We start from the raw sequence: 12,427 nt of genomic DNA on the forward strand, positions 1-12,427 counted from the left end.
TCATTTTTCCTTCGTGTTGGAGCTGGAAATTCGTGCAGCAAACAGATTCAGTACGTTTGCAGTTATTCGTTCGGTGAACGGATCGTGATGGATCAACCCGTTCACCCATTCGGTGGAACCTGCGTTGAACACGGAGCCGAGACCTCGCTTGTGACAGGCGACCATTCCCGATCCGTATTCGAGATCACGAAGGTGATCTGGAGGCTCACTGCCATAGAAGCATTCGATGATTCCCTGCACTTCGGCGAAAGGCGCACCGATCGGAACTTTCCCGTTCCATTTGTCCCGCGAACCCGAAACTGCCGGCGCCATCGCGATGATCTCCAGATCCTCGGGAGCGCCGTCGACGCCGGTCGCATACGGCTGGCCCTTCCGGAACGTGAAATCCACGCCGTCCATCTCGAATCCGGCAACACAGATCGGGGCGATCCCGAAGTTGTCTCCGTAGTACAGGTCGGTTCCGTTCAACGCCCAATGATCCGGCCGGTATACCGTGAAACCGCCCGAAGACCTGGGAGTTGTTGCACCGTAACGATTGTAGACACCGGCCATGCCGGTCAATCCCATCGTCCACGCTCCCGGTCGGGCAACCTCGGGCGAATCCCACGCCGTCGTCACCCGGGTCGGGTCGACTTCTCGCATCGGATCGTCGAACGGATTCTTGTAACAGACTTGTGCGTCGTTTTCGAGGCGTACCTGCCACAGGAAGTTCCCGCCGAATCGCGCCAGACCACCACCCTCTTCGACGAAATCATCTATGCGGTCACGCATCTCCCAGGACCAGTACTCGTCGTGACCGACGACAACTGCGCATGAATATCCCTGCAGCGCCGACGGATCGTTATGCAGATCGTGTTGTGTCACGTGGTGGACGCGGAACCCCTGCTCTTCCGCCCAGACCGTGAACGGTCTCTCGTAAGTGGCCCAGAAGGCGTCCGCATGGTGACGCGAGTAGCCGTTCACCCACGCCCATTCGTACGGCGGGTGACGGGGAATCCATCCGATTCCCGGTGTGTCGGTGTGGATGTTGCGTGCTGCACCCTCGGGTTTGCGCAACATCCCCCGCGCGACGGGACGCTGCGTCGAGGAAATCGGTGTCGGCACATCGCCGGAGCCGTCCGGAACACCTCGGTAGTGGTTTGCCCCACCCCAGTCGTTGTAGGCCAACATCGTGCTGGTGGTGTGAATGAGTACGAAGTCGGCATGCTCGGGTTCGCGCGCCTTGACGACGAAGAAGCCCTCCCGCTCAATAGTCACCCCTTCGTGGAGCATCCGGACCAGAACCAAGTACATGCCGGACGTCCATTTCGGATCTATCTCGACGGCAAGGGATTCCGCCCAGTCGCAGCCCACTGCGTACGCGTCGGCAGGCGTCTGCTGCTGCTTGCCCGGCAGACCGACGTATTGCGCGACCTGTTGCGGCCGGGCGCCGTCTCGAACAATTTCGAGGTCGTATTCTTCTGCGGTGGTATGCACTCGGATCGAGACGGTGTCACCACCGAAGTACGAGAACCTGTCCGCATAGACCCATATCTCTGGAGCGCCCGGAACAATTCCGGGACGTTCGACCAACCCTCCGGGGACCGACCATGCGTATTCGCTCATGCCGACAACTCCTCGACCGAGTGTTCACGTACGCGCATCCCGCGGACCACGCCGAATGCGAAAGCCAACAGCAATGGCGCTGCCAACAAGAAGTTTTGCGCGGTGGTCAACCCGGTCAGGTCTCTCATGTTCATCAAGAGGTATCCGAGCGCGACGATCAACGCCACTGCAGCGAGCGAGGGTGCAATCAACCTCTGCCACAGACCTTCACCGCGAGAATCCTGCGAGAAGAACCTGAGCACGGCGACGGAAGTGAGAACCTGCAACACCAGCACACCGATGATCGTTGGTGTATTCGTCCACACGACTACTTGGGTGTACGGGTCTGCGGGCGTCAGCGCAAAGCCGGCGATTGCCGCGAATACCAGTGCGCCTTGTGTGATTCCGGCGACGCTCGGCGTTCCAGTGGTCGGCGAAACCCGTGCCAGCGCGGCAGGAAAGACTCTCGCGCGCCCCATGGTGAGCAGATAGCGACTGCAAGCATTGTGGAGGGCAAGGCAACCCGCGAAGAAGCTCGTGACGATCAACAGATGCATCATGTCGGTCATCATGGAGCCGGCAAATTCATTGTTGAGATCGAAGATCAGCTCGGACGGGTCACCGCCGAGTAGGTCGCCCATCCGACTCGGGCCGACGGCCTGCACGATCACCCAAGCACAGAATGCGTAGACCACAGCCAGAACAGTGACTGCTGTGTAGGTCGCACGCGACACTGTGCGTTTGGAATCGACAACTTCCTCGCTGTAGATCGCCGTTTGCTCGAAACCGACGAAGGAGGTGAAGGTCAACACGAAGACGCTCGCCAGTCCGGCTGTCATGAAGGTCGACGGCGAAAAACTGTCGAGCGACAGTCCTTCGTGGCCGCCTTTCAACAGAACCGCCACACAGAAGACTGCGAGGACGCCGAGCTCGAGCGCCATCAAAACGGCCAGCACCTTCGCGCCGATATCGACCCTGCGATATCCCACCACCACGACCAGAACTGCGACCGCCAATGCGCAGGTGTAGACGGAAACGGTTACTCCCAAGAACAACTCGATCGTCGACGAGAGAAAGATGCCGCAAGCGACGACGAATCCGATCTGGCCACCGAGATAGCCGATGTAAGCCAGCACAGAGGCGCCTGCGCCGACTGTTTTTCCGAGCCCTTCGGTGATGTAGGCGTAGAACGCGCCCGCGCCGCGGATATGCCTGCTCATCGCCGTGAAGCCGACGGCGAACAGTAGATAGACGATCCCGGGAACGACGTACCCCACCGGAAGCGCAGCGCCGGAAACCATCAGGCCCAGTGGCGCGAATCCCACCAGGATCGTCAGTGGCGCCGCTGCGGCGATGACGAAGAAGACCAGATGACGGCTGTTGATAGTTCCGGCGCGCAGGCCCGAGGATGACGTGGGAGCACCGGATTCAGAATGCGTTCCTGCACCGGGAGGGTCGGTTTTTTCGGTCATGGGAAGGCTCCGCGAGTTAAGGCAAGTATGCGCCTGCCTGGTCAGGTTTCCCGAGGTTCGCCCGAATTTCTCTCGACGTTCGCCCGGTGTTCCTAAAAGAGTGCCGAATCGTTTCATCAGTGTCAATACCTGCGCTGAAACGATTCGACGGTTTGCTTTGAGGTGCCCCTGCACCGGTGCACGCAACATGCCGAAACGATTCATCGATAGGCTGGAGACAAACCGACCAACGAGTAGAAACGATCCGCAGTGGCTACCCCTGTTTCGCCGACGCTTCGTGATGTCGCCAACGCCGCCGGCGTCGCGGTGTCCACCGTCTCCTATGCACTCAACGGCAAGGGCCGGGTCGACGCGGCCACTCGCGCTCGGGTTCAAGAGGTTGCCGACCGCCTTGGATACCGTGCCAATCGGTCGGCCCAGAATCTCAGGTCGGGTCGGACTGCCACCCTCGGACTGATGCTCCCCGCTCCCGACCAACTGTCATCGGCCGAGTACCTCAATTTCGACTGGTACGGGCGCGTGGCGACCGCCGCGACCCAGGCCGCATTCCACGCCGATCACTCACTCCTACTACTGCCGTCGATGAAAGATCCGAACGGACTGCGGCGCATCGAGATGGACGGCGTACTGGTCGTCGACCCGATGGTCGACGACCCACGCGTCGAGGTTCTGCAGAAGATCGGAATCCCCTCTGTCGCAGTGGGTCCTGGACACTCCGGGCAGTTCGGATACTCCGCTTCACCGGACCTCGCCTCCACCACGGAAACCCTTCTGAACCACCTCGCCGAACGTGGCGCAAGGGACATTTTCGTCCTGACCGCCGGAGATCATTCGGAGTGGACCCGCGCAACGACTTTCGCTTACTTCGAATGGTGCCGCGCCCGGGGAGTGGCACCACGCACCAGCGAGGATTTGACGTCGTTTGCGGGCGCCAGCACCGTCGGAGGCCTCATCGGCGCCGCGTATGCGGCCACCCGCGAGGCCCTCGACTCCCCGACTGCGCCTGACGCGATCCTGTCGTTGATTCTCGGTTGCGCCCCGGCAGCGGCGCGAGCGGCCCTCGATCTCGGGCTGTCGATTCCGGGTGACGTCTTGATTGCACAGGACAGCGACGAACCTGCCCTGCTGGTTTCCCAGCCCCCGATCACTGCCTTCGACTTCTTCCCCCAAGAACAGGCGGCAGCGGCCGTGCATGCACTGTTGGCCCTGGTCAACGGTGACGAACCCCCAGTTCAGAGCTATACGCGTAGCGAACTCCGCGTGCGCGCGAGCACGGCCCATTCGCTCACACCATAAATTCACCTGGCACCGATAGACTGATTTCCGAATTATCGTCCGTCGCCTGCCGAGAGGAATCAGGTCATCGCGCACCGCTCCCGCGACCGCTTGGCCGGGTATCTCGCCGTAGTGCTCGTCTGTGCACTCGCCCTCCTCACATCTGTCAGCAGTGCGACCGGCCTCGACCGCGATGTCGCTCCGGTCCGCATCGCCTACGCCGCGGCCGCAGACACTTTCGGCGATCTGTATCTTCCAGAAGGATCGGACGGCGACCTGCCGGTCGTCGTACTCGTCCACGGCGGCGGATGGGCCCAGAAGAGCAATCTCGAGTACGCGGGCGCGTGGGCAAAAACCTTGACCCCGTACGGAATTGCGGTCTGGAACATCGAATACAGACGCGTCGGCGGTCAGGGTGGTTGGCCGACCACGCTCTCCGATACCGTTACGGCCACCAACGCCCTGGCCGGCATCGTTCAGGAAAAGGCCTCCGGGCGACTGGATTTGAGCCGTGTACACATCGCCGGCTACTCCGCGGGTGGACAACTTGCCGCCTGGGTCGCATCGCGATCCCAACAGGGTGCAGACGCCCCGGAACCAAACCTCTCGGTGCCGGTTCGCTCGACGACGATCATGGCCGGCGTCTTCGACATGACGCTCGCCGCAACCGCGGGCAAAGATCGATTTGTTCGAAATCTTCTGGGCGGCATGCCTACCGATCATCCCGATCGCTACCGCATCGCATCACCGATCGAGCACCTCCCCACCGGCCTCCCCGTCACGGTGATCCACGGACTCGGAGACAAGGTCGTGTCGGTCGAACAGAGTCGGCGCTATGCCCGTGCCGCCCGAGCAGCAGGCGATGTGGTCGATCTGATCGAACTTCCCGGCGTCGGCCACGGCGAGTTCGGCAACCCGACGACCGACGCCTGGGCTATCACCAAGCAAGCAATAATCGGCCACGTAAACGCCTCTTGAGCAGGTAATACGGGCCACAGTGCTCTCAGCCGCTCGAAATAGAATTAGCTGAAACTCGATCGATGACGTACGGTGGGGTTATCAGAGGGCAGCCGTCAGTCAGGCAGCCGGTCGCTTCGCCCGGAACAACAGTTCCAGTATTCGTTCCAGGGGCAGACTTCCAGTTCGGTGCAAATCCGCGCCTTTGATCACTACGCACTTTCATCAGTCCCGCAGATTGTTGACCAGGCCGAAGGCTCCGACGGAGTCCGCCGCCAATCGCGTACCGACTGCACCAGTATCAACATGCGCTACACACCGCACGGGCCCAAAACCCATGTGGTTCAAAGGAATACCTTGTACAACACCATGATTCACCCCGACGACACGAACAACCAGACGAACAGTGTCCCGACAAACGGACTACGGATCCCGACTACTTCGGGCCGTCTCCGCGAACGGGCTCTCGAAATTGTCTGCACGCTCTACCGCTGCAGCACAGACGAAGCCGCCGACCTGCTGGTACGACATTCTCAGACCAACAACCTCAAGGTCACCAGCCTGATCAAGGCGCTTGTCGCCTTGATCGACGAGGACACTTCCGGCACCGGCTACGGAAGCAACAACGCGCTGGCGTCTCACTTCTGGCTTCGCGAGATCAGGAATCTCAGCCAGGCCCACCGACGCAGCGATCACTTTCACCGCCATCTCGTCGGCGCGTAACAGTCGCTGAACGACAACTGACCTGAACGACAGCTGGGGCAGTACACGGAAATCGTGTACTGCCCCAGCTTCGTTTCGGCAGTCAGGCGGAAGCCGATTCCTTGTTCAGGCCCTGTTGAGCACCGTCGGTATCTGTCGCCTCGTCCACGTGCTGCGGAGCGAAGAGCAGGCAGACGATGCTCAGGACGCACATGCCGATCAGCAGTGCGATGACCGGCCAGATGCTGCCCGTTGCCTTGTACATCAGCGTCGACACCAGCGGAGACAACCCACCGAAGATCGCGCCTGCACCCTGGTACGCCAACGAAATGCTCGTGTAGCGGGCCTGCGGCTTGAACATCTGTGACAGGACGGCGGCGATCGGGCCGTACGTGGCCGCCAGCACCAGTCGCATGACAGCGAAGGTCAGGAAGATCAGGAACACTGATCCGGATTTCAGCACCAGGAACTGCGGCGCTGCGAGAATCGCGACTGCCGCAAGGCCCCAAATGACGACGCGGACGCGTCCCACCTTGTCGCCGAGCCACGCCACGCCGAGAGTCGCGATCAACTCGACCACTGCAGCGACACTGAGCGCGTTGAGAATCAACGTCTCCGACAATCCGACGTCGGGGTCGGTTGCGTATGCCGTGATGAAGGTCGTCACGAGGTAGTAGCCGCCGACTGCGACGGGCAGAATGCCGATGCCCAGGATGATCGGGCGCCAGTTGGTCACCAGCGCGTACTTGAGCGGGAGCATTTCCGGTACGTCCGCGGACTTCACCTCGGATTCGAAAACCGGGGACTCTTCGACCTTCAGGCGAACGACCAAGCCGACGAGAATCAGCAGCGCCGAGCAGAGGAACGGCAGTCGCCAAGCCCACTCGCGCAGAGCGTCGTCGCCGAAGGTGGAGAGAATGCTGAAGAAACCTGTGGCCAGGAGCGCGCCGGCCGGGTTGCCCAGCTGAGCGAAACCGCCGTAGAAGGTCTTCTTGTCCTCGGGTGCATGCTCGACGGCCATCAGGACCGCGCCGCCCCATTCGCCGCCGACGGCAAAGCCCTGGACGAAGCGGAGCAGTACCAGCAGTAACGGCGCCCAGAACCCGATGGACGCGTAAGTGGGCAACATGCCGATGAGGAACGTGCCTGCACCCATCAGCGTCAAAGTCACCACCAATGCGGTGCGTCGGCCCATCTTGTCACCGACATGGCCGAACACGATTCCGCCGAGCGGGCGAGCGAAGAAACCGACGGCATATGTCGCGAACGCCGCCGCAACGCCGGTCAGGCGGTCGGTTCCGGGTGGGAAGAAGATGTCACCGAACACCAGGGCGGCCGCCGTGGCATACACGTAGAAGTCGTACCACTCGATAGTTGTACCGACGAAGGCTGCAAATCCCGCCTTGCGGGCCTTCACGATCTGTTGCTCTCGGTTCATTACTTTTCCTCGGTGGTCGAAGTGCTCGACAATAGGTGGTTATGACCTGAATGTGCGAGTTCGCCGTCGATCCAGGTCTCTCGGACCTCGATCTGCGCAATCGCGTCGGCCGGAACCTCGAGGGGATCCGCGCCCAGAACGACGAAGTCGGCCCGCTTGCCGACCGAGATGCTGCCCAGCTCTGCTTCGCGGCCCAGCGCACGCGCACCGTTGAGGGTATGAGCCTGCAATGCCTGGTCGGCGGTGATGCGGAGTGCATCGGAGCCGAGCTGATGACCCTGACGCGTCACACGAGTAACGGCTGCCTGAATTGCTTCGAGCGGCTTCGGCTCTGCGACGGGGGCGTCGGAGCTGATGGTCACGGGAACTTCGGCAGCGATGAACTCGCCGAGCGGGTTGAACCGCTCGCCCGGAGTGCCGATCGCAGCGGTGACGCCCTCGCCCCAGTTGTAGTAGTGCTGTGGCTGGTTCACCGGGTAGACACCGGCCAGGTTCATCCTTGCGATCTGCTCGGCCGTCGGGAGTCCGCAATGCTCGATGCGGTGACGAGCGTCGGCGTCGGGGTGAGCCTTCTGCGCTGCTTCGATGGCGTCGAGCACCATGTCGATGGCGGTCGGTGACTGAGCGTGCGTGGCGGTCTGCAGACCCACCGAATGTGCCTTGGCAATCAGCTCCGAGTAGTCCGCCGGCTCGTGGTAGAGCTGCCCGGTGCGGCACGGGTCGCCCACGTAGCCGTCGGGGAAGTATGCGGTCCAGCCTCCGAGTGTGCCGTCGGCGTAGAACTTGATGCCGCCGAACGCGAGCCGCGAATTGCCGAAGGCGCCGTGCATTCCCGTGTCGATGACGTGATCGAGGAGGTGGCTGAGCATGTACATGCTGACGCGGGTCTTGAGCTGATCCTGCTCGGCCAGACGCAGGTACATGTCGAATTCACGCCGGGTCACCTGGCAGTCACCGATGGTGGTGACGCCACCGGCCAGGAACTTGTCCTGAGCGACCGACAGCTGGCGAAGGTGCTCTTCCGGCTCGTCCTCGAGATGGAAGTTGGGGCCGTGATGGCCGACCTTCACTCCGTTGACGCCGGTGAGAATGTTGCACGCGGCGTCGGAGAGCTCACCGGTGAGTTCGCCGTCTTCATCTCGGAAGAACTCGCCACCGGCCGGATTCTCGGTGCTCGCGTCGATACCGTGCTTGTCGAAAGTGAAGGAGTTGACGACGCCGCCGTGACCGCTCGCGTTCATGAGGTAGACCTCGCGATCGGTGGCCACCTGATCGAGCTCTTCCTTGAGCGGGTGACGCCCTTCGATCAGGTTGCGGTGCTCGTAGCCGTATCCGCGAATCGGGACGCCCGCAGGTGCTGTGAGCGCCGCTTCCTGAAGTAGCGCAATGATTCCGGGGATGGAATGTGCCTTCTCCGGCCCACAGTCCACCCAGCTGAGCATCTGCCCGTACATCAACGGGTGTGCATGTGGATCGACGAAGCCGGGGACGACGGTGGCGCCGTCGAGTTCGACCACCGCGGTTGTGCGAGTGCTCAGCCGACGCGCCTCGGTGCGGCATTCCTCGAGCGTTCCCACCGCTGCAAAGCGGTTTCCGAACACCAGGAACGCTTCGGCTCCCACCGTGCTGTCGTCAACGGTGTGGATCTTGGCGCCGGTGAAGATCGTGCCGGTGGCGTCGAGAGGCGAGGCTTCGTGCGTGTGCAACTTGCGCATGGTGGTCCTTCGTCGAGATGGTGGTGCAGGTCACTGCGTGTTGAGCGAAAACTACGCCCTGACCTGGAGCTATGCAATGCATCAAAGTTTCAGACCAGGCGGTATACAACTTTTTTGTATGAGTTCTTGAGCATTTCTGCACTTATCCACATCACCCATGGCCACATGCGACTGTTCTAATAGGAAGCTCATACAGAAAAATCTCTGGAAAAGTTGGGGCAACCATGACGGTCGATCTCGATTCCAAGCTCATTGCCGCACTTCAGCGCAACGGGCGAGCGACGTACCGCGAACTGTCCGTGGCGGTCGACGCCCCACGAGCGGCGGTGTCCACCAGAGTGCAGGCGCTACTCGACTCGGGAACGGTGTCCGTAGTGGCCGTCGCGCACCCCGAACTTCTCGGGCTGAAGGCGCTTGCACACGTCTCGATCGCAGTGTCCGGACCGATGACCCCGGTGCTGGACGCGTTGATCGCATCCGAGGCCGCCGTCTACATCTCGGCAGTCAGCGGGCAGTACAACGTGATTGCGGAACTTCGGGTGCCCAGTCACGACGATCTGTACCGTGCCATCGCCGAACTCCGCTCACAACGTGGCGTTCGATCCGTGAGCACGCTGGTCTACGTCGACGTCATCAAGGGAATCTTCATGCCCGAGACCGCTTTACAAGCCGATATCCGACTCGACTCGACAGATGTCGCGTTGATCGAACTGCTCGAGCGCAACGGGCGAATGCCCTTTCTCGAGCTGGCCGAACACACCGGACTGTCGCCGAGCGCCGTGCGCAACCGGGTCAATCATCTGATCGCGAGCACGGCACTGCGCGTCGGCGCTGTCGTCAAGCGGCGAGGTGGTGGCCGAACGCTGGCGATGGGCATCGGCGTCAATCTGGGCTCACGGGACGACAACGCGGTATCGGAGATCGAGTCGCTGCCCGGAATCGAATTCCTCGCCCGGACCCTCGGACGATACGACGTGATCGCGACGGTTGCCGCCAACTCCTCGAGCGACCTGCATGCGCTGTCCGAACGAATCCGCGGGATCGACGGTGTCAGCGGCTTGGAATCTTGGGCACATCTCGAGGTATTCAAGGAGCACTACGCCCGCAGCCTGGACGTACGCGGATAATTCCCAAGTCATTGACCCACTCGTGAGAGCACGCTAACCTCGGACAAAGTCATTGACTCACTTACCCGAGGTGGCACACATGTCCGACTCCGGACGCAAGGTAGACATCGTCGCCGCGGCGATCGAGGAGGCGATCTCGACCGGTCGATGGCCCGTCGGATCGAAACTCCCGCCGGAGACCGCACTGGTCGAGGAATTGGGAGTCGCCCGAAACACCATGCGCGAAGCGGTACGGGCGCTTGCACACGCCGGAGTTCTGTCCGTTCGTCACGGTGGCGGCGTGTACGTCATGGCGGCGTCGCCGGTCGAAGGACTACTCGGGCGCAGGCTCGCCAGAGGTGACGTTCTCGACGTACTGAGCCTGCGACGCGGACTCGAGGTCGAAGCCGCGCGACTTGCAGCGCAGCGCCACACCCCCGAAGATCTCGCGCGGATACATGCAGCCTGGAATGCCCACCCCGGTCACGTCGGTGGCTTCACTGTCGAAGCCGGCATGGCCCTGCACCTTTCGATCGTCGAGGCGTCCCACAATTCCGCACTGATCGACGTCTACCGGGGAGTCCTTGCCGCCGTGACGGATTCGCTGTCCGCAGTCAGTGTCGGTCCAGGTTTCCACGTCGACGAGCACCGACCCTTGATCGCAGCCATCGAGGAACGCAACCCCGACGAAGCAGCGCACGCGGCAGGCGCAGCGCTCGACACGGTCATCGACGCCGTCGAAAGGAGCTTGGCGTGAATCGGGGAAACTGGAACGGTACGACCTATTCGACTCTTGCCGAGCAACTCTCACCGGCATCGACGGAGGCACTGCGCTCGATCGGGCATGTGAGCACGGTGTACGACGTCTGCGCCGGAACCGGGAACTTTGCGCTCCCGGCGGCTCAGTCAGGCATGACGGTCCACGCACTCGACCTCTCCGCCAGCCAGCTCGAGGTCGCACGCGAACGCTGGATTCCCCACCCCGGCACTACCCAACCCAACTTCACGATCGGCGATGCGCAGTCTTTACCCTGGCCGAATTCGAGTGCCGACGCCTGCGTCAGCATCTTCGGGATCATCTTCTGTCCCGACCCCTCGATTGCCCTCGCAGAGATGATGCGGGTGACCCGGCCAGGCGGAAAGATCTGCGTCGCAACGTGGTCGGAGAACGGGTGGGCAGCAGCACTCCGCCGGGAGGCCGCCTCGGCGTGGAATGGCATCACACCACTACCGACGACATGGTCGAGCTCGAGCGAATTCGAGAAGGCAGCAGCCGGATTGGAGTCGGTGAGCTCGGCCTCCCACCTGCTCGAGTGGCAACTACCAGCCGGATCGGATCCCGTCGAGGAACTGTGCGACCAGGCACCGGCGTTGAAGAACTTTCGCGAGGCCGTTCGAAGCACAGGGAATTGGGCTTCGATGTCAGCGCACCTCCGCTCGACGCTCGAGCCCTATCTCAGGTCGAGCGCGGCCGGCCCCGTCGCCACCAGCGAATACATCCTCCACGTTGGCACTGTCCCGAACTCTGACACCGCGCTCTTCCGAACGCGCGGGTAACCCTCTTTGCCGGATACGGTCTCTTCACCGTCCACCGAACCGAGGAGGCCCGCTTGATGTCTGAATCGAACTCCCTACCTGAATTGAAACAAGCATCGCAGCAAGCATCGAAACAAACCTTGTCCATGTCCGTCCTCATGACGCCGGACATGTCAAACTTCTCGGGCAACGTGCACGGCGGAACGATTCTGAAGTTTCTCGACCAGGTTGCCTATGCGTGCGCGAGTCGATATGCCCAGACCTACGTCGTGACTCTGTCGGTGGATCGTGTGGTGTTCCGCGAACCGGTGCATGTCGGCGAACTCGTCACGTTCAGCGCTTCCGTCAATTACACCGGGCGCACCTCGATGGAAATCGGAATTCGAGTCGAAACCGAAGACATTCTTCTCGGAAAATCTCGCCACACCAATAGTTGCTATTTCACGATGGTGGCGATGGGAAGCGACGGGAAACCGGCTGAGGTACCCCAACTCCGGCCGACCGGAACAATCGCCAGGCAGCGATTCGAGGCCGGGCGACGGCGTCGTGAACTGCGCAGAGAGAACGAGCTTCGTGAACAGTCCATCCGGGCCGCAGTTCGGGACTTAACGCCCGAACACGATGACTGAATCCAGTCATATT

General features: G+C 61.7%; 11 protein-coding genes. 7 read left to right on the top strand and 4 right to left on the bottom strand.

Annotated features, from left to right (window positions below; all coding sequences use genetic code 11):
* On the bottom strand, positions 1 to 1,605 hold the full coding sequence (locus GN300_RS08620; RefSeq protein ID WP_042921484.1) for a N,N-dimethylformamidase beta subunit family domain-containing protein: 1,605 nt from the start codon (positions 1,603 to 1,605) through the stop codon (positions 1 to 3).
* Positions 1,602 to 3,056, bottom strand: a complete 1,455-nt coding sequence (locus GN300_RS08625; RefSeq protein WP_063316010.1) for an APC family permease — start codon at positions 3,054 to 3,056, stop codon at positions 1,602 to 1,604. Before GN300_RS08625 ends, GN300_RS08620 begins: the two co-directional genes overlap by 4 nt.
* Before the next feature lie 249 nt (positions 3,057 to 3,305).
* On the opposite strand from GN300_RS08625, the gene GN300_RS29895 reads away from it, so the two are divergent.
* The 3 genes from GN300_RS29895 to GN300_RS08640 all read left to right on the top strand — a co-directional run bounded on the left by GN300_RS29895 (position 3,306) and on the right by GN300_RS08640 (position 6,011).
* Positions 3,306 to 4,352 (top strand): LacI family DNA-binding transcriptional regulator, encoded by a 1,047-nt coding sequence (locus GN300_RS29895; protein WP_063315523.1) that lies wholly within the window; start codon positions 3,306 to 3,308, stop codon positions 4,350 to 4,352.
* Between the two features lie 90 nt (positions 4,353 to 4,442).
* Positions 4,443 to 5,309: a S9 family peptidase gene (locus tag GN300_RS08635; protein WP_223304468.1), complete on the top strand. Its 867-nt coding sequence runs from the start codon at positions 4,443 to 4,445 to the stop codon at positions 5,307 to 5,309.
* Between the two features lie 336 nt (positions 5,310 to 5,645).
* Complete coding sequence (locus GN300_RS08640) at positions 5,646 to 6,011, top strand: ANTAR domain-containing protein (protein ID WP_024487573.1); 366 nt, start codon at positions 5,646 to 5,648, stop codon at positions 6,009 to 6,011.
* Positions 6,012 to 6,093: 82 nt separating this feature from the next.
* Here the strand turns inward: GN300_RS08640 and GN300_RS08645 are convergent, their stop codons facing one another.
* Positions 6,094 to 7,428 (bottom strand): MFS transporter, encoded by a 1,335-nt coding sequence (locus GN300_RS08645; RefSeq protein WP_063315521.1) that lies wholly within the window; start codon positions 7,426 to 7,428, stop codon positions 6,094 to 6,096.
* Positions 7,428 to 9,143 (bottom strand): amidohydrolase, encoded by a 1,716-nt coding sequence (locus tag GN300_RS08650; RefSeq protein ID WP_063315520.1) that lies wholly within the window; start codon positions 9,141 to 9,143, stop codon positions 7,428 to 7,430. Before GN300_RS08650 ends, GN300_RS08645 begins: the two co-directional genes overlap by 1 nt.
* A gap of 224 nt (positions 9,144 to 9,367) precedes the next feature.
* Between GN300_RS08650 and GN300_RS08655 the strand changes: the two genes are divergently transcribed.
* The 4 genes from GN300_RS08655 (at position 9,368) to GN300_RS08670 (ending at position 12,414) form a co-directional block, all read left to right on the top strand.
* Positions 9,368 to 10,270 carry an Lrp/AsnC family transcriptional regulator gene (locus GN300_RS08655; protein WP_007730473.1) on the top strand — a complete coding sequence of 301 codons (903 nt, stop codon included), beginning with the start codon at positions 9,368 to 9,370 and terminating at the stop codon, positions 10,268 to 10,270.
* Positions 10,271 to 10,349: 79 nt separating this feature from the next.
* Positions 10,350 to 11,006: a FadR/GntR family transcriptional regulator gene (locus tag GN300_RS08660; RefSeq protein WP_063315519.1), complete on the top strand. Its 657-nt coding sequence runs from the start codon at positions 10,350 to 10,352 to the stop codon at positions 11,004 to 11,006.
* A complete protein-coding gene (locus tag GN300_RS08665; protein ID WP_063315518.1) occupies positions 11,003 to 11,806 on the top strand; it encodes a class I SAM-dependent methyltransferase in 804 nt (267 codons plus the stop codon). The genes GN300_RS08660 and GN300_RS08665 overlap by 4 nt, the downstream gene beginning before the upstream one ends.
* 125 nt (positions 11,807 to 11,931) lie before the next feature.
* The gene (locus tag GN300_RS08670; RefSeq protein ID WP_030536130.1) at positions 11,932 to 12,414 is read left to right on the top strand and encodes an acyl-CoA thioesterase; all 483 of its coding nucleotides are present in this window, start codon (positions 11,932 to 11,934) and stop codon (positions 12,412 to 12,414) included.
* Positions 12,415 to 12,427 lie beyond the last annotated feature (13 nt).

Origin of the sequence: Rhodococcus sp. Ni2 (genome assembly GCF_021352185.1) — a bacterium.
Lineage (GTDB): Bacteria > Actinomycetota > Actinomycetes > Mycobacteriales > Mycobacteriaceae > Rhodococcus_F > Rhodococcus_F qingshengii.

Excerpts from the sequence above, each read along its gene's own strand:
- GN300_RS08620 (WP_042921484.1), bottom strand. The coding sequence starts at position 1,605 with ATGAGCGAATACGCATGGTCGGTCCCCGGAGGGTTGGTCGAACGTCCC.
- GN300_RS08625 (WP_063316010.1), bottom strand. The coding sequence starts at position 3,056 with ATGACCGAAAAAACCGACCCTCCCGGTGCAGGAACGCATTCTGAATCC.
- GN300_RS08645 (WP_063315521.1), bottom strand. The coding sequence starts at position 7,428 with ATGAACCGAGAGCAACAGATCGTGAAGGCCCGCAAGGCGGGATTTGCA.
- GN300_RS08650 (WP_063315520.1), bottom strand. The coding sequence starts at position 9,143 with ATGCGCAAGTTGCACACGCACGAAGCCTCGCCTCTCGACGCCACCGGC.
- GN300_RS08655 (WP_007730473.1), top strand. The coding sequence starts at position 9,368 with ATGACGGTCGATCTCGATTCCAAGCTCATTGCCGCACTTCAGCGCAAC.
- GN300_RS08660 (WP_063315519.1), top strand. The coding sequence starts at position 10,350 with ATGTCCGACTCCGGACGCAAGGTAGACATCGTCGCCGCGGCGATCGAG.
- GN300_RS08670 (WP_030536130.1), top strand. The coding sequence starts at position 11,932 with ATGTCCGTCCTCATGACGCCGGACATGTCAAACTTCTCGGGCAACGTG.